General features: G+C 41.1%; 17 protein-coding genes, 1 rRNA gene and 1 pseudogene. 13 read left to right on the top strand and 6 right to left on the bottom strand.

The annotated features are described in order from the left end of the window. The 6 genes from rrf to Xvie_RS26230 form a co-directional block, all read left to right on the top strand. Positions 1-110 (top strand): 5S ribosomal RNA (rrf, locus tag Xvie_RS26205); the annotation flags it as partial. Positions 111-348: 238 nt separating this feature from the next. Next, entirely contained in the window at positions 349-1,278 is a 930-nt protein-coding gene (gene metA, locus Xvie_RS26210) for a homoserine O-acetyltransferase MetA (protein ID WP_086108827.1), read from the top strand. Positions 1,279-1,610: 332 nt separating this feature from the next. Further along, complete coding sequence (gene aceB / locus Xvie_RS26215; protein WP_422645944.1) at positions 1,611-3,206, top strand: malate synthase A; 1,596 nt, start codon at positions 1,611-1,613, stop codon at positions 3,204-3,206. Positions 3,207-3,264: 58 nt separating this feature from the next. Then, positions 3,265-4,572 carry an isocitrate lyase gene (gene aceA, locus Xvie_RS26220; protein ID WP_086108828.1) on the top strand — a complete coding sequence of 436 codons (1,308 nt, stop codon included), beginning with the start codon at positions 3,265-3,267 and terminating at the stop codon, positions 4,570-4,572. 82 nt (positions 4,573-4,654) lie between these two features. After that, on the top strand, positions 4,655-6,415 hold the full coding sequence (gene aceK, locus Xvie_RS26225) for a bifunctional isocitrate dehydrogenase kinase/phosphatase (protein ID WP_086108829.1): 1,761 nt from the start codon (positions 4,655-4,657) through the stop codon (positions 6,413-6,415). A 226-nt stretch (positions 6,416-6,641) separates the two neighbouring features. Next, positions 6,642-7,202, top strand: a complete 561-nt coding sequence (locus tag Xvie_RS26230) for a hypothetical protein (RefSeq protein WP_086108830.1) — start codon at positions 6,642-6,644, stop codon at positions 7,200-7,202. A gap of 150 nt (positions 7,203-7,352) precedes the next feature. Here the strand turns inward: Xvie_RS26230 and Xvie_RS26235 are convergent, their stop codons facing one another. From Xvie_RS26235 to iclR, 3 genes are read right to left on the bottom strand one after another with little or no spacing between them, the layout of a single operon-like run. Then, positions 7,353-7,994 (bottom strand): bifunctional 4-hydroxy-2-oxoglutarate aldolase/2-dehydro-3-deoxy-phosphogluconate aldolase, encoded by a 642-nt coding sequence (locus Xvie_RS26235; RefSeq protein WP_086108831.1) that lies wholly within the window; start codon positions 7,992-7,994, stop codon positions 7,353-7,355. A 46-nt stretch (positions 7,995-8,040) separates the two neighbouring features. Then, on the bottom strand, positions 8,041-8,259 hold the full coding sequence (locus Xvie_RS26240; protein WP_139838832.1) for a hypothetical protein: 219 nt from the start codon (positions 8,257-8,259) through the stop codon (positions 8,041-8,043). 3 nt (positions 8,260-8,262) lie between these two features. Continuing rightward, positions 8,263-9,093 (bottom strand): glyoxylate bypass operon transcriptional repressor IclR, encoded by an 831-nt coding sequence (iclR, locus tag Xvie_RS26245; protein ID WP_086108832.1) that lies wholly within the window; start codon positions 9,091-9,093, stop codon positions 8,263-8,265. 413 nt (positions 9,094-9,506) lie between these two features. Here iclR and Xvie_RS26250 point away from each other — a divergent pair. Continuing rightward, positions 9,507-10,253, top strand: a pseudogene (locus Xvie_RS26250) (SDR family oxidoreductase). Positions 10,254-10,590: 337 nt separating this feature from the next. Here the strand turns inward: Xvie_RS26250 and lysC are convergent. After that, on the bottom strand, positions 10,591-11,964 hold the full coding sequence (gene lysC, locus Xvie_RS26255) for a lysine-sensitive aspartokinase 3 (protein ID WP_086108833.1): 1,374 nt from the start codon (positions 11,962-11,964) through the stop codon (positions 10,591-10,593). Positions 11,965-12,243: 279 nt separating this feature from the next. Between lysC and pgi the strand changes: the two genes are divergently transcribed. The 3 genes from pgi (at position 12,244) to ubiA (ending at position 15,491) form a co-directional block, all read left to right on the top strand. After that, complete coding sequence (gene pgi / locus Xvie_RS26260) at positions 12,244-13,890, top strand: glucose-6-phosphate isomerase (protein WP_086108834.1); 1,647 nt, start codon at positions 12,244-12,246, stop codon at positions 13,888-13,890. 184 nt (positions 13,891-14,074) lie between these two features. After that, positions 14,075-14,623, top strand: a complete 549-nt coding sequence (gene ubiC / locus Xvie_RS26265; protein ID WP_086108835.1) for a chorismate lyase — start codon at positions 14,075-14,077, stop codon at positions 14,621-14,623. Positions 14,624-14,636: 13 nt separating this feature from the next. Next, entirely contained in the window at positions 14,637-15,491 is an 855-nt protein-coding gene (gene ubiA, locus Xvie_RS26270; RefSeq protein WP_208612538.1) for a 4-hydroxybenzoate octaprenyltransferase, read from the top strand. Between the two features lie 74 nt (positions 15,492-15,565). Here the strand turns inward: ubiA and plsB are convergent, their stop codons facing one another. After that, positions 15,566-18,034 (bottom strand): glycerol-3-phosphate 1-O-acyltransferase PlsB, encoded by a 2,469-nt coding sequence (gene plsB, locus Xvie_RS26275; protein ID WP_086108837.1) that lies wholly within the window; start codon positions 18,032-18,034, stop codon positions 15,566-15,568. 137 nt (positions 18,035-18,171) lie between these two features. Here plsB and Xvie_RS26280 point away from each other — a divergent pair, with 137 nt between their 5' ends. Beyond that, a complete protein-coding gene (locus tag Xvie_RS26280) occupies positions 18,172-18,543 on the top strand; it encodes a diacylglycerol kinase (protein WP_086108838.1) in 372 nt (123 codons plus the stop codon). Positions 18,544-18,662: 119 nt separating this feature from the next. Further along, complete coding sequence (gene lexA / locus Xvie_RS26285; RefSeq protein WP_086108839.1) at positions 18,663-19,280, top strand: transcriptional repressor LexA; 618 nt, start codon at positions 18,663-18,665, stop codon at positions 19,278-19,280. 154 nt (positions 19,281-19,434) lie between these two features. On the opposite strand, the gene zur is transcribed toward lexA, so the two are convergent. Beyond that, on the bottom strand, positions 19,435-19,947 hold the full coding sequence (gene zur, locus Xvie_RS26290) for a zinc uptake transcriptional repressor Zur (RefSeq protein ID WP_086108840.1): 513 nt from the start codon (positions 19,945-19,947) through the stop codon (positions 19,435-19,437). A 404-nt stretch (positions 19,948-20,351) separates the two neighbouring features. On the opposite strand from zur, the gene Xvie_RS26295 reads away from it, so the two are divergent. Next, positions 20,352-21,500, top strand: a complete 1,149-nt coding sequence (locus tag Xvie_RS26295; RefSeq protein ID WP_086108841.1) for a DUF1266 domain-containing protein — start codon at positions 20,352-20,354, stop codon at positions 21,498-21,500. Positions 21,501-21,581: the final 81 nt, after the last annotated feature.

Below are 21,581 nucleotides of genomic sequence, written 5' to 3' on the forward strand. Positions count from 1 at the left end.
GGCAATAGCGCGGTGGTCCCACCTGACCCCATGCCGAACTCAGCAGTGAAACGCCGTAGCGCCGATGGTAGTGTGGGGTCTCCCCATGTGAGAGTAGGGCACTGCCAGACATTCAATGCGTCAGGAAAGCCTCCCGTCCCCGGGGGGCTTTTTTGTGTTGGGGATTTCATATCAGCTTATTACTTTATTCTTCTTAATTATCTTCTTTATTACTCTTTTCTATTTCATAAAATAAAATGAAATAATTTCATTTTTAGTTCAATTACTCGACTTCCACCTTTCCTTTTGGTTAAATTTAGCTATCTAGAAGTCTAAATTTTTCAACTAAAATGATTGAGGTTTCGAGCAATGCCAATTCGTGTACCAGATGAATTACCTGCGGTGAACATTCTCCGCAATGAAAACATCTTCGTTATGACGTCAACACGGGCTAATATTCAGAATATTCGTCCATTGAAGGTATTGTTACTTAACCTAATGCCAAAGAAAATAGAAACAGAAAATCAGTTTATTCGGCTATTATCTAACACACCACTTCAAATCGATATTCAATTACTACGTATTGATAGTCGCCAATGTAAAAATACCCCTGCTGAGCATTTAGATACTTTTTATTGTGATTTTGATTCAATAAAAGATCAAAACTTCGATGGCTTAATAGTAACAGGTGCCCCTTTGGGACTTGTTGAATTTGAAGATGTAATTTATTGGGACGAAGTTGAAAGAGTCGTAGCTTGGGCAAAAAAACATGTTACCTCGACACTTTTTGTTTGCTGGGCGGTTCAGGCTGCATTGAAAGTTCTTTACCATCTTCCTAAACATACCCGAAAAAATAAACTATCAGGTGTTTATCCTCATTCAACTTTAGATCCTTTGGCATTATTAACACGCGGATTTGACGAAACATTTTTTGCACCTCACTCGCGTTTTGCTGATTTTCCTGAGTGGCTAATTCGGGAACATACGGATTTAGATATTTTGGCCTGTTCAGCAGAGGCAGGAGCCTATTTATTTGCCAGTAAAGACAAAAGATTAGTATTTGTGACAGGGCATCCTGAATATGATGTAGGTACATTAGCCGCAGAATACACGCGTGATTGTGTCGCAGGTTTAGAACCGGAATTGCCTGTCAATTACTTTCTGAATAACGATCCTGAGAATAAACCTATTGCAGCCTGGCGTAGTCATGGTCATTTACTATTTTCAAATTGGTTAAATTATTATGTCTATCAAATTACACCATATGATCTGGCTTTTATGAACCCTTCTTTAGATTGAGTCCAATTTGAATTTTAGATAGAAAAATGAGAGATTGCTGAAGCGAGCCATTTCTCATTTTGTTAATTTTCCTTTCATAACTGTTGTTCAATAGTCATCCATTATTTCTCATGCATAACAAAAACTTAATATTAATGAATGTAGTTTTTTAGAATTTATTTCCCCATTTTTTTTGCTTTTAAATATCTTTAATTATTTGATTTTTATTAGTTAATTATAAATTTCAAAAATAATGGAAATGGGTTTTGATTTATTTTTTTAATTGGTTAACCTTAATCAGGTGATTGTTTAAAAGTGAGAATGAGTGTTTAAAAGTAAACAGTGGGGAGATTATGCAGCAGGTATCAACAACCAAACTAACCTTTGTTAGGCCTTTTGGAGAGGAAGAAAATCAGGTGTTATCTTCTGAATCTATTGAATTTTTAGAAGATCTAACCATCGAATTTTCTGACAGACGTACAAAATTATTAAATGAGCGTGTGCATTGGCAGAAAAAAATAGATAACGGATTATTACCTGATTTTATTTCAGAAACCACTTCCATTAGAAGTGGTAATTGGAAAATCCAAGGGATACCTGACGACTTAAAAGATCGTCGAGTTGAAATAACAGGCCCCGTAGAACGTAAAATGGTCATCAACGCCCTAAATGCAAATGTAAAAGTATTTATGGCAGATTTTGAAGACTCATTGGCGCCTGAATGGGATAAAGTCATTAATGGGCAAATTAACTTATGGGATGCTGTCAACGGCACGATCTCATACACTAATGAGCAGGGTAAACGCTATGAGTTGAAAGCAGACCCCGCAGTATTGATTGCTCGGGTTAGGGGATTACATTTGTCGGAAAAACACGTCCTCTACAAGAATGAACCAATTTCTGGGGGATTGTTTGATTTTGCACTCTATTTCTACTTGAATTATAAGAAATTACTGCAAAAAGGCAGTGGGCCTTATTTTTACCTGCCAAAAATACAGAGCTACTATGAAGCACAATGGTGGAGTGATATTTTCAGTTTTACTGAGTCACGCTTTAATTTGCCAAAAGGCACGATTAAAGCAACGGTTTTGATTGAAACATTACCCGCCGTATTCCAGATGGACGAAATTCTGTATCACTTACGCCATCACATCGTTGGTTTAAATTGTGGTCGCTGGGATTATATTTTCAGTTATATCAAGACATTGAAAAACCATGCTGATTGTATTTTACCGGATCGTCAATCAGTGACGATGACACAACCTTTTTTGAATGCCTATTCTCGCTTGCTGATTAAAACCTGTCATAAACGTGGTGCGTTTGCGATGGGAGGAATGTCGGCATTTATTCCTAGTAAAGATCCTGTGCAAAATCAGCAAGTAGTGGACAAAGTCAGAGCGGATAAAGAACTGGAAGCAAATAATGGTCACGATGGGACATGGGTCGCACATCCAGGGCTTGCAGATATTGCCATGACAGTTTTTGACACAAAGCTGGGAGAGCATCAAAACCAATTGACGGTTTTGCGTGAAGAAGATGAAGAGATTACAGCTGAACAATTGCTCGCACCGTGTTCGGGAGAAAGAACAGAAGAGGGTATGCGCGCAAATATTCGTGTTGCAGTCCAGTATATAGAAGCTTGGATTTCTGGGAATGGATGTGTACCGATTTATGGCTTGATGGAAGACGCAGCTACAGCGGAGATTTCCCGTACTTCTATTTGGCAATGGATTCGCCATGAAAAATCACTTTCTAATGGCAAGAAAGTGACAAAAGAGCTGTTCAGGGAAATGTTGAAAGAAGAGCTGGACGTTATTAAACAGGAAGTGGGTGAGCTACGCTTTAATCAAGGGCGGTTTATGGAAGCGTCTAATTTGATGGAAAGAATTACTACTCAGGACGACTTGATAGATTTCCTGACGCTACCTGGTTATCAGTTACTAGACTAATTAAAAAAATAATAATGGCAGAAATATCCGATTAATTAAGAATAGGAAGTAGAACATCATGACCATTTCCCGGAAACAACAAATTGCTCAATTGGAACAAGAATGGCAACAACCACGTTGGAAAGGTATTACTCGTCCGTACAATGCTGAAGATGTCGTTAAATTACGCGGTTCAATCAATCCTGAACACACTTTGGCGCAAATAGGGGCAAAAAAGTTGTGGGCATTGCTGAATGGCAGCTCGAAAAAAGGCTATGTGAATGCTCTTGGGGCACTGACAGGAGGTCAGGCACTTCAGCAGGCTAAAGCCGGTATTGAGGCGATTTACCTTTCCGGCTGGCAAGTGGCAGCAGATGCAAATAGCGCATCTAGTATGTATCCAGATCAATCATTATATCCTGTCGATTCTGTTCCTAACGTGATCAAACGTATCAATAACAGCTTTCGTCGTGCAGATCAGATCCAATGGTCAAATGGTATTGATTCAGGCAGTCAGGAATATATTAATTATTTCTTGCCGATTGTCGCAGATGCCGAAGCTGGATTTGGTGGCGTACTCAACGCATTTGAACTGATGAAAGCGATGATTGAAGCTGGTGCTGCCGCAGTTCATTTTGAAGACCAACTGGCTGCGGTGAAAAAATGTGGGCACATGGGTGGCAAAGTATTGGTTCCGACTCAGGAAGCTATTCAGAAGCTGGTAGCTGCACGTCTGGCGGCCGATGTATCTGGAGTGCCAACCTTGTTGATTGCACGCACTGACGCAGATGCAGCCGATCTACTGACATCTGATTGCGATCCTTATGATAAGGAGTTCATTACCGGCAAGCGAACCAGCGAAGGTTTCTATTGCACACGTGCAGGCATTGAACAAGCGATCAGCCGTGGGCTGGCTTATGCTCCTTACGCTGATGTTGTCTGGTGTGAAACCTCTACACCGGATATTGAAGCGGCTCGTCTTTTTGCTGAATCTATACATGCAAAATATCCGGGTAAATTGTTGGCTTATAATTGTTCACCTTCTTTCAATTGGAAAAAGAATCTGGATGATAAAACTATCGCCAATTTCCAAGAGCAGTTATCTGCCATGGGATATAAATTCCAGTTCATCACATTAGCGGGCATACACAGCATGTGGTTTAACATGTTTGATTTGGCCTACGATTATGCACGTGGTGAAGGAATGAAACATTATGTTGAAAAAGTTCAGGAGCAAGAATTCGCTGCCCTTGAGCGTGGTTATACATTCTCTTCACATCAGCAGGAAGTAGGAACGGGATATTTTGATAAAGTGACTACTATTATTCAAGGAGAAGGTTCTTCTGTTACCGCACTGACAGGATCGACAGAAGAGCAACAATTCTAAGTTCATTATATTGATAGAGGCTGAATTATTAGGGGATTCCAAAAGGAATGCCCCTTTACGTGTCGGATAAAGGTGGCCAAAGATGGGAATAGATCTCGCACACTTAATTGCACAAACCATTTTGCAGGGATTTGATGCGCAATATGGTCGATTTCTGGAAGTCACTTTAGGTGCTCAGCAACGTTTTGAACAGGCTGATTGGCATGCTGTACAGCTGGCTATGAAAAAGAGGATTAACCTTTACGATCATCATGTTGGATTAGTGGTGGAACAATTGAAGCACATTCATACTTCATTACAACATGATGAAGATTACATTGCTGAAGTCAAAGCTGTTTATACTCGTTTACTGCCTGACTATCCACGTTTTGAAATTGCAGAAAGTTTTTTTAATTCAGTTTACTGTCGTTTTTTTCAACATCGTAATTTGAAGCCAGAAAATTTATATATCTTTTCTTCTCAACCACCTTCCCGTTTTCGTCATATTTCTCGCCCATTATCACGGGATTTTTTTCCTGATAATAACCTCACATTAATGTTGCGAACTATCTTAAATGATTTGCCATTACGTCTTAAATGGGAGGATTTAGATCGAGATATTGGTTATATCACGCAATATTTACAGAATATATTTTCAGAAGGTGATTTATTACACTCCACATTCCAAATTGCTAATGAATTATTTTACCGAAATAAAGCAGCCTGGCTGGTGGGGAAAATCAGAATGGGAACGACCGTTTATCCATTCTTGTTGCCGATTCATCACAATGAATCAGGAAGAATTTTTATTGATACCTGCTTGACCAGCCACGATGATGCCAGCATTGTTTTTGGTTTTGCCCGCTCTTATTTTATGGTTTATGTCCCCCTGCCTGCGGCTTTAGTTGAATGGTTGCGTGAAATTCTTCCTACGAAATCTACGGCAGAATTATACATGGCAATAGGTTGTCAGAAGCATGGTAAGACAGAATACTACCGTGAATATCTGACATTCATTAATATTACTCAGGAACAGTTTACGATCGCACCGGGCGTGAAAGGCATGGTGATGCTGGTTTTTACTTCTCCTTCATTCGATCGCGTATTTAAAATTATTAAAGATAAATTTGCGCCACAGAAAGAAGTTTCTCAAGAGCGTGTTCAGGAGTGTTACCGTTTGGTAAAAGAGCATGATCGCGTTGGGAGAATGGCTGATACACAAGAATTTGAAAACTTTGTTATTGATAAGCGTCATATCAGTCTTGAGTTAATGGAAGAACTGCAAAAAGAGATATCAGAGAAATTAGAAGATTTGGGAGATAAGATTTTAATAAAGCATCTTTATATGGAACGTAAAATGATGCCGCTGAATATTTATATGGAACGAGTCAATGAAGCGCAATTGAAAGATGTGATTGAAGAATACGGAAATGCCATAAAGCAATTAGCGGCTGCGAATATTTTTCCGGGTGATATGTTGTTTAAAAACTTCGGTGTTACACGTCACGGAAGGGTGATTTTCTACGATTATGATGAAATTTGTTACATGACAGAAGTAAACTTTCGAGAGATTCCTCCGCCACGTTATCCAGAAGATGAGTTGGCTAGTGAACCTTGGTACAGTGTAGCTGGTAACGATGTTTTTCCAGAAGAATTCCGGCATTTTTTATGTACTGACAAGCGTATCAGGTGCTATTTCGAAGAGAGTCACAGTGATCTATTCAAAGCAGATTACTGGCGAGCATTGCAAAATCGCATTAATAACGGACATGTCGAAGATGTTTTTGCTTATCGACGTAGGCAGCGATTCAACCAACGTAATGAATTCAATGGTGAAGCAAATGAAATAAAAAGTTCGATATAGTGCCTATCATAGATAAAAATAATGTTTTATTGAATGATAAATAATAGGGATGACATAGTGCTATTTAAAAATGACTGGCTATTCATTTATTGATTTTCGATGATATGATCTGATGGGTCGCGATGAAATTTGGTTGAATAAATATAGTTATGTAATTTAATAACTATAATATTAAACATTAATGGAGTATCCCCATTCATTTTTTATAATACTTAGGGAGGAAGGAATGGCTAATATCATTTTATACGGTGATATTTTGCATATTAAAAACATGTATGCTAATGGCAGCTACCTTGACACTTGTGGGCATGCAACTTCACTAGGCGAAAAATATAATGTCCTCACTTCTGCTTCTCCGAATCGTGATACAGGCTCCGGTTCATGGCAGATTTTATCCGCAGAAGGTAAAAGTTTAGGCTCAGAAGTTTACAGTGGTGATACTATATTTCTATTGAATTTCTATCAGAATAATGGGGGATATCTGAGAGTCAGTGGTAATGCTCCATCACCTGAACTTTATAATGTTTACACCGCAGACAGGCCCGTACACGCTCTTGATACCGCGATATGGCATCTTTTTTCAGATACGACTCATGAATTTGATGGAAAAGTTCGCGAAGGTAATATCATTCATTTACTGAATAACTTTAACAACGTTCATGGTGGGTTTCTTGATACCTGTGGGCATTCAAATCATCAAGGAACAGCATATAAAGTTTATACTTCGTTGCTATCAAATCGAGACAATAACAGCGGTACATGGACATTATCAAAAGCCATTAGTTAATGGTAATTTTTTAATATTGCTTTATTAACAAATTAATTGTAGTCACATTATCAATTATCTAAATGACTTTTTAAATGGAATTTATTTATTTTTCAGCGCGGAAATTAGCGATTACGTAATTTCCGCGTAAAAAATATTTAAACAATGGAATTATGCTTTTGCATCTGCAATGGCAGTGCGTGCCAGTTCTGTAATCTGGGCATAATCACCTTTGCTTAATGCATCACCCGGTACAAGCCATGAGCCACCAATACACAGAACGCTATTTAATGCCAGATAATCACGATAGTTTTCAGGAGAAATACCACCCGTCGGGCAGAAACGTATTTGCGGGAATGGGCCTGCGATGGCTTTCAGTGCCTTAACCCCACCGTTTGCTTCTGCGGGGAAGAATTTAAAGCATTTCAGGCCATAACTCATCCCCAACATTAATTCAGAAACAGTAGAGATCCCCGGAATAAGAGGTATCGAACCCGCAGTTGCTGCTTTTAACAGCTCATTAGTCAATCCTGGGCTAATGACAAATTGAGCACCGGCTTCAGTGACAGCAGCCAATTGTTCAGGATTAATAACAGTACCTGCGCCGATAATTGCTTCGGGAACTTCTTTAGCGATCAGACGAATGGCTTCCAGCGCATATGCAGTTCTTAATGTCACTTCCAAAACACGAATTCCACCGGCAACCAATGCCTTTGCCAAAGGAACAGCATGTTCAATTTCATTGATAACAATGACAGGGACGACTGGGCCGTCGGTCAGGATATTTTCTGCGGTTGTTTTCCAATTATTCATGAGCAGTTTCTCTCGTTAATTAAGAACACAAGGGATTTAAAATCCTTCACTTATTAAAATGTAATGCAACATAAGGCTTGTGAGTGGAGAGCATATCGTTGTAAGAGGTGATAATGGCGATGTCATTATGCACCATATTTTTCAATATGATTTTTTCATTATTCTGACAGGCGGCAAAACCATAAGCCTGATTACCGCATTCAATTTTTAAAGCTGAAACGTAACGGCTTGTCAACAAATCAGCTTTTAGATGGGGTTTTGTCAAAAATTACTTAATTCCACCGTATTCCCGGCTAACTGCTTTTGCAGCCCGCATAACAAGGGCCCCGAGTTCAGTAACTCGATCATCAGAGATGCGTGATATCGGGCCAGAGATAGAAATAGCGGCAAAAGCTTCATGATGCTCATCATAAATACAGGCAGCAATACAGCGTAATCCCAACGCATGTTCTTCATCATCAAACGAAAATCCTTGCTTACGGATCTGTTCAAGATTTTCTGTCAATGCTGCTGAGGTGGTACAGGTATGTTGTGTATAAGCTCGCATTCCTTTCTTATGCAGTAATTGGAGGCGTTTTTGCTCAGATAACGTAGAAAGTAGTGCTTTGCCCGCTCCGGAAGCATGCATTGGTAATTTTCCACCGATGGGAGCAGACATTCTCATCAACGCATTGCATTGCACTTGATCGACAATTACAGCTTCGTATTCATCAAGATTAAGAATGGCAAGATTGACGGTTTCACCAGAATCCTCCATTAACTGACGCAATATTGGATGAACCAATACCATCAGATTGCGGCTTTGCAGAAAACTACTGCCAACCACAAAAGCATGGGAAGCAATCACCCATAATCCCAGATCACCTATCTGGCGGACAAAACCATGTTGCTGCAAGGTAGTCAGAAGACGATGAGTGGTGGAATTAGGGAGGCCAGCTTGAATTGCCAGATCGGTCAAGGTAACGCCGACAAGTGAATCGGAAATATATTCCAAAAGGGTTAGTCCTCGACTTAAAGATTGAACCTGACCGCTTGCAGCGGCACTGTTTGTCGTTATTTTAGTTTTTTTTGTGCGTTTGCTGGCAACGGCTGTGCTCATAAGATGCCCTCTGAATAATCGTCTGTTTGCAGCAATGGTTGCTGCGATGGATACAAAATGGAATTTATTTTCGTTTTCTTATTATGGATGATAAAGAGGGGAAAAACACATCCGATGTGTTAGATGCTCTCTTTCAGCCGATTTTGCATCGAAAACTTCAGATAGCTTAGTGCTGTTGGTGGGATAAAAGAATGGGCTGGAGTGATAGATGTCAATGTATTGGGTATTGTTAATACTGTTCAGGTCTTCTTACCTGTATGCTTGCCAGATGAACATCAAAATTATATTTCCTCAGAAGAATGGGTGAGGTATACCGCAGATTACATCATCAATGAGATTTATTAAGGAGATGTAACCGGTAGTGCGACGGTTCCTCATCCCGGTTTATAACTGATATAAGGAAAACTAACACTATGTTAAACGGGCTGAAAGGTAAGCGAGTTGTAGTGACAGGTGGAGGCCGAGATTTTGGGCAAGCCATTTCTGTCTGGTTGGCACGTGAAGGTGCTCATGTCGATCTCTGTGCGCGTCAGTTGGAGAGTGCAGAAACCACCTGTGAAATTATTCACAGCGAAGGAGGCATTGCAAGAAGCTACCTATGTGATGTCAGTGATGCACAATCAGTGAGCAGTTTTGCCAATCAATTACTGCAAGACAGCCAACCTATCGACATTCTGATATTGAGTGCGGCACAATGGCTAGAAGGTCATCTGGGCGATGATGATAGTGATGCCGATATTATCAGTACAGTGAATTCAGGCGCGACAGGGGCCATGTTACTGACCAAAGCGTTATTACCGAGCCTGCGTCAGTCACAAGGCGCCGATATTATTGCAATGGTATCTGTCTGTGGTATTCCGAACTTTACGCAATCTGTTGCTCATCCGGCATTTTTTGCTGCCAAACATGCCATGAGTGGTTTTTGCCAAAATATTTCCCATCAGTTAAGCAAAGACAATATCCGTGTAACAGGAATTTATCCGCCTGATTTCGAAGTCAATGGATTTGATGAGGTACTTGATGACCATAAAACAATGGGCCAATAATTACTTAATGGTCGTTCAATATGGGAAACCATACGATTTGTTCTTACTCAACCTCGTAGTTGCCATATGAACGCAATTTATTTCCAAGGCCCGACGCGTGAGGACTTAAAATAATGAATGGCAGCTATGCCACAAAATATCGCGGCAGGGTATTTTCGTACTGATTGCACCTCCAAAGTCTTTTGTGCTCGAATTACGTCGTATCATGCTAGTAAAAACTTATGCTCCATGATTGCACGAAAAGATAGGTTATACACCGCATAAGGATCTAGATATTCATTTGTAATGAATGATATTTATATGCAGGATCTTTGTATTGGTATTGCCGGGCTTGATGCCCGGCTCAATCATTAATACTGTGCTTTGGTTAAATCTTTGGGATAAATAAAGAAGGCAAACCAGAGTTATGTGTCATTGCAACTGATTCTGGCGTGATGGTGAATTTATTTCGTCATACCTCAAATAAACTCCGATGCAATGTCTGAATCACTTGCTCCGCATTTTTACTGGGAACGAGCAGACAGATATTATGGCTGCTTGCACCACAGCTGATCATGCGAATATTAAATGATTCCAGCACCCCAAAAACCCCTTTTCCCAATCCTTTGGCCTGTGAAAGTTCATTGCCAATAATCGCAACTAGCGCCATATCTTCTTCGACTTCCACACGGCATAACGTAGCAAGCTCAGTTAGCAACGCATTGGTCAGCAGGCTGCCATTAGTGCTGGTGGAACCTGTGGTATCCAGCGTCAGGGCGATGCTCACTTCTGATGTGGTAATCAAATCCACCGAAATATTATGACGCGACAGTAGGGTAAAGACTTCCGCCAGAAAGCCCCTTGCATGGAGCATTTTCAGACTATGTAGTGTCAGCAAAGTTTGTTTGCGGCGTAATGCTAATGCGCGAAACAGCGGGGGATTTTCTGTTTTATCACAAACTACTGTCCCGCCCGTATTTGGATCTTTGCTGGAGCCGACAAATACTGGAATACCGCAGCGAACCGCAGGTAACAATGTAGCGGGATGGAGGATTTTGGCACCAAATGTCGCCATTTCTGCCGCTTCATCAAAGGCAATTTTATCAATACGCTTAGCCGTAGGGACAATCCGTGGATCAGTAGTGTAGATACCCGGAACATCAGTCCAAATATCAACGCGCTGTAAGCCAAGAGCTTCACCCAGCAAAGCTGCGGTATAATCACTGCCACCCCGCCCCAGTGTAGTTGTGCGGCCTTTTTCTTCTCTGCCAATAAAACCCTGAGTGATAACAATTGTATTGTTCAGGCGAGAATGAAGATGCTCCATCGCTAAAGTATGGAGCTGAAGAGTATCCGGCTCTGCCCGACCAAAGTTATCATTGGTTCGCATGATCCGGCGGATATCAAACCATTCGGCATCAGTATTGCGTTGGCGCAGTAGCTCCACAAACAATAAAGTAGACATTACTTCACCGTGGCTAACCAATTCATCTGTCAGTGCTTCTGAGGTTGCGAGTGATGCTGCTTCCGATAGCATCTCAATATTTTCCAGCAGACGATCAATTTCTTCGCGAATCACCGCAACTTCGCTCAATCGGTCAATAACGGCATATTGAATGTCACGGATCTGTTTCAGGTAATTCTCCCGCTTGTCGCTATCGCAGCCAGCCGCCAATGCAACCAGCAAATTGGTCACGCCAGCAGACGCTGACAGAACGACCACACGGACATTTGCGTTTGCCAAAATAATATCGGCGCAGTTATTCATGGCATCAAAGTCTGCCACACTAGTGCCACCGAATTTTGCTACAACATACAGCGATTTAGGAGATGAAACAGCACACATGGATGATAACCTTTTGTTCGGAGAATAGACTTTTAGAAATATCGGGTTAGGCGCATTGAGTCAATGCTTGACCATGAAACATAAATAAATTTCATGATGGAAATGAAATTATCGTTTTTGCCTATCTCAATAATTAGGGCTGGAAATTGCTGACTATTTTGACCAATATCAGCAATCACAAGGAAAGGGAGAACAATCACAGAATTAACCCGTTACAATCTGTGTATTCCTATTTGTTTATTGGCATTGTTTATTGACAGTTGATAGAGAGTATTATTCATGAAAAACATCAATCCTAGCCAGACTGAAGCTTGGAAAGCATTGCAACAACATTTTGAGCAAATGAAGAACGTGCATTTGCGGGAACTGTTTGAACAGGACAAAGAACGGTTTACGGTATTTTCTGCGACATTTGATCAACAGATTCTGGTGGATTATTCCAAAAACCGCATTACCGCGGAAACATTGGCAAAGTTACAAACTTTGGCGCAAGAAACTGAGCTGACCGGTGCAATTCGCAGCATGTTTTCTGGTGAGAAAATCAATCGCACTGAAGATCGTGCTGTACTGCATATTGCTTTGCGCAATCGCAGTAATACCCCGATTATGGTGGATGGGGAAGATGTGATGCCGCAAGTTAATGCAGTGCTGGCGAAAATGAAATCATTCAGTGAACGCATTATTGGGGGTGAGTGGAAAGGCTATACAGGCAAAGCCATTACAGATGTCGTCAATATTGGAATTGGTGGCTCTGATCTTGGCCCTTATATGGTGACAGAAGCATTGAAAGCATATAAAAATCACCTGAATATGCATTTTGTTTCCAATATTGACGGAACCCACATCACTGAAACATTAAAAATCTTGAATCCAGAAACAACCTTGTTCCTGATTGCTTCCAAGACTTTTACTACGCAAGAAACGATGACCAATGCACATTCTGCACGTCATTGGTTCCTGCAAAGTGCTGTTGATGAAACGTATGTTGCAAAACATTTTGCGGCATTATCAACCAACGAACAAGAAGTCAGCAAATTTGGTATTGATCCTCAAAACATGTTTGAGTTTTGGGATTGGGTCGGGGGACGTTATTCACTCTGGTCTGCAATTGGCTTATCCATCGCACTTTCCATTGGTTATGAAAATTTTGAACAATTGTTGAGCGGTGCTCATGCGATGGATAAACACTTTGAGCAAACCGCCTTTGAACAGAACATTCCTGTTTTGCTAGCACTGATCGGCATCTGGTACAACAATTTCTTTGGTGCGGAAACTGAAGCGATTCTGCCTTATGATCAATACATGCACCGTTTTGCTGCATACTTCCAACAAGGCAACATGGAATCGAATGGTAAGTACATCGATCGCAATGGCAATCCGGTGAATTACCAGACAGGGCCGATTATCTGGGGTGAACCGGGCACTAATGGTCAGCATGCTTTCTATCAGCTTATCCATCAGGGAACCAAGCTGATCCCTTGTGATTTTATTGCTCCAGCAGTTAGCCATAATCCAGTTAGCGATCATCATAGCAAACTACTATCGAATTTCTTTGCGCAAACTGAAGCGTTGGCATTTGGTAAAACGCAGGTTCAGGTGGAAGATGAATTTGCGCAAGCAGGAAAAAATGCTCAAGATGTGGCGAGTGTTGTGCCATTCAAAGTGTTTGAAGGGAACCGTCCAACCAACTCCATTTTATTGCGCGAAATTACGCCATTCAGTTTGGGCGCGTTAATTGCCATGTATGAGCATAAAATCTTTGCTCAAGGCGCAATTCTGAATATTTTCTCATTTGATCAATGGGGCGTAGAACTGGGTAAACAATTAGCGAACCGTATTCTGCCTGAACTGCACGATGCAGAAGTGGTAAATAGCCATGACAGCTCCACAAATGGTTTGATTAACCGATTCAAAGAATGGCGCTAATCTGAACCGTCATCTTATTTGATCTCTACTCCCCTCAATAAATATTGTTATTGGGGGGAGTTTTTTTATAATTTACATAATTTGTTATCAACTTTTTATTTTATTAGTCTGCAACATGATATCCTCACTCTCCATTCGTTGTGCTGTCGGGGAAATTGATATACCCCCGCAATGGGAAAATGACATGGCAGATGACACTATATTAACTTCAACACCCCACATATTAATTTCACCTTCTATTGACTGGTTATCGGCTGATGAGACCGACCTTCCCGAAGATATTTTAGATTGGCTGATGGAAGTAGGCTCAATGACGTGCCGCTTTGAACAATATTGTCAGCAGGTATCGGTTACCCCTTTTCGGGAGTGTTTTATCACAGCGGAAGAGTTAGGAGATGAAAGTAAGCACTTGCCTTTAAGTGAAAAATATTGGTTGCGTGAAATTGTTCTATATGGAGATAACATCCCTTGGTTGTTGGGGCGTACCGTTATTCCGACAGAAACACTGACTGGACCGGATAGGCAATTGGTTGATGTGGGGACAGCGCCGCTCGGACGCTATCTTTTTAGTGGTAATAATCTAACTCGAGATTATATTCAAATAGGTCGGCAGGAAGATCGTTGGGTACGACGTTCTTTACTGAGATTATCGGGTAAGCCATTGTTGCTCACGGAAGTTTTTCTGCCTGAATCACCTGTATATAAAATAAACAAAATAAAAAGGGAGAAATAGATTGGAGGCCAGCATGATGCAAAGTAAATGGCGTGCGTATTGTCGTTTAATGCGTATTGATAAACCCATTGGTGCGTTATTATTGTTATGGCCAACATATTGGGCATTGTGGATCGCCGCAAAAGGCATGCCGAATTTGCATGTATTGTTAGTCTTTACTATCGGTGTATTTTCCATGCGTGCTGCGGGATGTTGCATTAATGATTTTGCAGACCGAAAATTTGACGGGTATGTGGAGCGGACAAAATCTCGTCCTCTTCCTAGTGGCGACATCACTGAAAAAGAAAGCAAAATCTTGTTTGCCACACTGGTACTCATTTCTTTTGCGATGGTGCTGACACTGAATAAAATGACGATTGCACTGTCGGTCGTTGGTTTAGCATTGGCGTGGGCTTACCCTTTCGTCAAGCGTGTCAGCCATTTGCCACAAGTTGTACTGGGGGCCGCTTATGGCTGGTCAATTCCTATGGCATTTGCCGCAGTAAGTGAGTCCTTACCTTTAGAATGCTGGCTGTTATTTTTGGCTAATGTCATATGGTCTGTGATTTATGATACACAGTATGCCATGGTGGATCGTGATGATGACCTGAAAATCGGTGTGAAATCGACCGCTGTGCTCTTTGGACGCTTTGATAAATTGATTATTGGTATTCTGCAATTCATCATGCTGGGCCTTTTGGTTGTGGTTGGCAATATGGTGAATCTGGAAGGGATATATTATTGGACGATATTGTTGGCAACAGCACTATTCGTTTATCAACAAAAATTGATTGCAGATCGGGAAAGATCATCCTGCTTTCAGGCATTTATGAACAATAACTACGTCGGTTTAATTTTATTCCTCGGTATCTTTTTCAGCTATGTCTAGCATGATATACCTTTGATATAACGGGCGGATTACCGCCCGTTGATTTATTATTTTCCATGACCAGCTTAACGTCGTTATTGCTGCTCTTGTACTACCTGTGCAGGTTCATTTTGTTCTGGTGGCATGCTGACACTTTCAATCGTCAAACGAATTTCAGGTGACATCAGCTCACTTAATACATGATATAGTTCCTGAGCGCAGGTAGTAATTATGTCGCCGCTGTCTTGAATATAGCCTTCTTCGCGCAGCGTATTGACTGAGCTGGCAAAAACCGCCTTGTCAAAGAACTCTGGTGCATTGATACCATGTAGTACAGACAGACGTTGAGCTAACATCCGGCTCTCTTTTTCCAGTACACCACGGCTGATTTCAGGTGTGGCATTCAACAAAGAAAGCGTGATGGCATAACGTTGCAGCGTTTCTCTGATACCTGCCGCCAGTAATTGCAATGGGCGAATGCGTGCAGGATTCAGCACCAGCATTTCTTGCTCTTTGTTACAGATAAGGCATTGATGCGTCAGCTCATCAACCAGAGTACTGACGACATCAGAGAGCGTTTCTTTACTATAACGCATGAAAAGCTCTTGCTTGATCAGCGGATAAATCAACGCTACTTGTCTGAGCAACTCACTGCGACTAATGCGGCGGTGATGCATAACAATACTGGCAATTAGGGATGGCAGGATCAACAAGTGTTGGATATTGTTGCGATAATAAGTCATCAATACCGCGCTTTCACGTGGCAGGATAATAATATCCCCTAGACTATCTTTTTCGACCTCGAACTTATTCATCAGCAAAGCATGATCCAACAACTCTTCCGCTGTTTTGTTTGGCACCGTGATATCGTTAGTGTAAGGCACATTACGCAGTAATTGCAGATAGCAATCCAACTGCTCAATAAGCTGTTCGCGAGTAAGTGCTCTCTGGCGTGATGATAATAATGCCGTGGTGCATAAATTGATAGCATTGGCCGCAGCAGCATTATTGATATTGACCATAATATTGTCAGCCAGTTTACTGACTGTTGGAGCCAGCCATGTTGGACGCTGGGATTCGATTGGGTCAATGGAGTCACGCCATTCTGGAGCATGTTGGTTCAGGTATTGTATCAATGGGATCGGCTCACCAAAGTTCACGTAACCCTGCCCCAGATTACGTAATTTGCGCAGTCCCCGCACCATCTGGAAAAAACCTTCTTTTTCTTTGGTTGCACCACGCAGTTCTTTGGCATATGTCGCCACTTCCATCACATGTTCATATCCGATATAGATAGGCACAATAGTGATTGGTCGAGATTCTCCTCGAAGCATCGCTTGCAATGTCATAGAGAGAGTTCCGGTTTTTGGATCAAGCAAACGACCAGTGCGGGAGCGTCCCCCTTCGACAAAGTATTCAACCGAATAACCACGGGCAAACAGCTCACCGAGATATTCACGAAAGATGGTTGAATAGAGCTTATTGCCTTTAAACGTACGGCGGATGAAAAATGCGCCAAGACGACGGAATATCGGGCCGGCAGGCCAAAAATTCAGGTTAATTCCCGCGGCAATGTGCGGTGGAACCAGCCCTTGGTGATAGAGCACATAAGAGAGTAAAAGATAGTCCATATGGCTGCGGTGGCATGGTACATAAACCAGCTCATGGCCATCCTGCGCCAACTGGCGAACACGTTCGGCATTATGAACATTGATACCTTGATACAAACGGTTCCATGTCCAACTCAAAACTCGGTCGGTCAAGCGTACTGTTTCATAGGAGAAATCCGCAGCAACCTCTTCCAACATATTGATGGCATTCTGTTTTGCCTTTTCTGGAGAGATTTTTTTGCTGCGTGCTTCATCAGCAATCGCTTTTTCTATTGCCTTTGATGCCAGTAACTTATTGAACAGATCCTGTCTGGCAGGCAAGCGAGGCCCAACTGCCGCAAGACGTTGACGGGAGTAGTGTATCCGTGCAACACGGGCAAGTTTATTGGCGATGATATTATCCGTACCATGTTCGTCGGCCATACGGCGTAGAGACACAGGGGTGGAGAAACGCACGAAACTATCACGTCCAAGCCATAGGATTGCAAAAAACTTTTGCACGCCATTTAGTAAACGTAATTGCGGAGCTGTATTCCCTTCTTGCCCTTCGCGCCCTGGAGAACGACCAAACATGACAGAAACAGGCACCATCTGGATATTCAAATCAGGATTATTGCGATGCAAATCCAGGTAAGAATGGAAAATCTTTACAGATTCATATTTTGGAGCATAGCAACGGAACACACGGGGACCGTTATCGATAAAAACACAACTGGGAAGCTGTGTGTCACCAATTTCCAAAGGATTCAACGGATCCGGCAAATCTTGCGCCAGACATTGTTGACGCAAGGTCAATAAGTCTGTTTTTGAGTAGTACGGTAATACGTACAAAATGGGCCGAGTCGTATCAAGACGCAGCTCCGCAATGGGATCCGTAGGGATTAGTTTACTTTTTACTAATAATTTTAGTGGTAAATTCAATAACTTATAGTATATTTTACGCCAGCCTGACATAACTGCTTTAAGCCTCTTGTTAGCAACGCGTCGCAAGGATACCAGAAACAGATTTTGAGATCTGTGGAAATAAGACAATAATAAGAGCTAAAAGTTATATAAACATACAAATATTAAGTTCACTGAAGAAAGTTCTTATGGCAAATCAATCAACAGGTTTGATCCGCATCATTAAAGCGGCTGAGTATTCAGCGAAAGGAATTAAGGCGGCATGGCAGAATGAAGCGGCATTTCGGCAGGAAACAATTGCTGCCATACTTGCGATCATCATTGCATTTTCTTTAGATTTTGGCTTATTCGAGAGGCTCCTTCTCGTTGGCTCTGTTATGCTTGTAGTTATTGTCGAAATCCTCAACAGTGCTATAGAAGCGGTAGTGGATCGTATTGGCAGTGAATATCATGAATTATCGGGTCGGGCGAAAGATATGGGGTCTGCGGCAGTATTGCTTACCATACTTCTGGCGCTGTTTATCTGGGGAATGATCTTTTGGTCATATTTCATGCGTTGAGATGGTGTGTTTTTTCATCAAAGCACGTTATTTAGTTGCTTTTACATGCTGACAGGTTCCCAATTCGAATTTACCTGTATATACTCACAGTCGGACTGTATAAACAAACAGGGGGCGAAATGAAAGCATTAACTGCTAGGCAGCAGCAAGTTTATAACTTGGTGCGTGACCATATTTCGCAAACGGGTATGCCACCAACACGAGCTGAAATTGCAGCACGTCTTGGTTTTCGTTCACCTAACGCAGCAGAAGAGCATTTAAAAGCACTTGCGCGTAAAGGGGTGATAGAGATGATATCTGGTGCATCCAGAGGTATCCGTTTGCTTCTTGAGGAGGAAGATGAAGGTGCGGGATTGCCGCTGATCGGTCGTGTTGCTGCTGGGGAACCACTATTAGCTCAGGAACACATTGAAAGTCATTATAAGGTTGATCCTGAATTATTCAAACCAAGTGCTGATTTTCTGTTGCGTGTGAGTGGGATGTCTATGAAAGATATCGGCATTATGGACGGGGATTTACTGGCTGTGCATAAAACACAGGATGTTCATAATGGGCAAGTCATCGTGGCGCGTATCGAAGATGAAGTCACAGTAAAACGCTTCAAGCAAACAGGAAACAAAATCGAGTTGATTGCTGAGAATCCAGAATTTCAACCAATTGTTGTCGATTTAAGCGAGCAGAGTTTCACTATTGAAGGGTTGGCAGTAGGCGTTATTCGTAACGGGGACTGGGTCTGATTGTAAAAACAGATAATTGTACTTTGCCATTCTCTGGGGCGGTCATCTTCCCCAGTACCCGTTAAACTTGAGTTTAGCGGGTACATTGAAAAATATGTGATTATATTCAGTTATGACCGCCTTATTGCCTAATCCGGCATCAATCGTTCTTTTCTTATTTCTTTTTATTCTCTTCAACTGAATGATTGTGCTGGCATGTATCACGCTCCATGCAAGATTCAATCTCATAGCAGGAAGAACATATACCATGGACTTCTATCACGCTATTTCGCAAATGAAACCCTGTACCTTGAGCTAACTGCTGAATAGCGGACTCAATATCTTTTGCATCTTTCTCGGTTACTGCATTACAAACTTCACAGATAAACATAGCCGAAGTATGGCTGGGTTCTTCAAAATGATGACAAAGAACATAACTGTTTGTAGATTCTATTTTGTGAATAAAACCTTGTTCCAGTAGAAACTCCAATCCACGATAAACCGTTGGAGGCTTTGCTTGTGGTTCTACTTCACGCAATAAATCCAGTAAATCATAAGCGCTTATTGCACCAGGTTGCTCTGTAATTAAGCGAAGAATTTCAAGGCGTTGAGGTGTCAAACGAACCCCTCTTGACAGACAGATTGCTTCAGCCTGTGCCAGTAACTTTTTTTGATTGATAGTTTTCATTACACCTCTCACACCTACATGATGCTAATAACTTTAATGTTACCATTTTTTTGGAGTTGGGAGTGGAATCCATATAATGTTCAGTTCTCTTCTGGTATGTAATATACCTGTAAAGAAGAGTGGTTATCTTGCCATTATGAGACACTTGATTTACAAATACACGTTGATTGGAAATAAAAGTAATTCGTGGATAAGAACAATAAAATGGGCTAAAAAACGGAGAAAATAAAACTGGAAATATTGGATAATATCTGAAGGTTTGAGTTGGTTTATCATGATAATTATATTGGTAGTTAAAATCGTGATTTTTTTAAATATAGCATTCTAATTGTTTCGTTTGGAAAGGACAAAACTTCAGCATTAAAAACATTTGAAATACAGCTTACTTGATTAATGGATTAAAAATGAAAGAATTACTGCAAAACCACCCCAATAATAGAAGGTTTCCTGTTAATGGTTTTCGGATAATCAAAAATATCCTCAAGGAAAGAAAAGGAGTGGCATTCCTCAAGCCTATTCAGGCAGTTGGTTTAACCATTCTTTGGGTTGCAACACTTTTGCTGAGTGTATTATCGCTCGGAATAACGGTATTGATCTTTAATACCCCTAATATATCTTCAGAGGGGTATCTGCTCTGGGCTGGCTTGGTTGGTTTGAATTCACTTGGTATATATCTCTCCATTTGCAGTCTCCAACGCATCAAAAACCTTCCTATTATTGAACAAAAAAGCTATTACTCACAGGCAAAGTGTTCTGTTTTGTCGGAAGAAAAACGTCAGGCATTACGCTTGCATATCGTCAGCTGCTATTACGACGGATTTTGGACAGAAACATTAGAACATTACCCTTTGGAAAGCCGTGTTTCTCACGATAATTATCAATATCGTATTTTACCTCTGTCTGATGCAAAGCCTCATCAATCCGAAGTTTACAAAAGTTGGGGCATTCTTAATGAAAAAGATTATTGGGAAATATTGCATGAATTATGGGCAGGGATGCATTCAGAACGTTTTGCGGTTGATGCGGTTTTTACCGATGGAGAAATGTTCAAGGTGCTTGGTAGTTTGATTGAAGAACAGCCTGAATATGTACAGCAATGTTCTCGTTCAATTGATGGACGTCCTCCCGCTTTACTTTGGGGATTTGATCTTTGGCGAGCAATTGTACTGAGTCGAAACTGTTTTTCTGCCGGTTATATCAGTGAAGAAACAGCGTGGAAAAATATACTTAAAACAGCCGATTATGTTTATGAAATTTTTGGCAGTTTTGATGAATTCCACACAAATTACCGACTAGGAAATGCTTATTGGAGTCGTGATTTTGACACTGTGAAAGAGCGCCTGAAAGAATTTTTGTTTTACAAAGAACATTGTGACTGGCCGATAGCCCAATTACCTTGGTTAAATGCGAAAGGCATTTTTATAGAACAATATATGAAAGACGGTTTTGCTGATGTAGTTAATTCCATATTGCGAGATCAAATGGAAGATTCACTCGATGATGAAATAATGGATGAGGATAGTAGCCATACTGAAATTCGAGTTTTGCACTAATACCCTACAGGGATAGGAATTTACACTATATAGTAAAAGGAAAAACATGATTAATCATGCTTTCACCGTTCGAGACAAATT

The sequence above is a fragment of the Xenorhabdus vietnamensis genome, from assembly GCF_002127535.1.
Taxonomy (GTDB): Bacteria; Pseudomonadota; Gammaproteobacteria; order Enterobacterales; family Enterobacteriaceae; genus Xenorhabdus; species Xenorhabdus vietnamensis.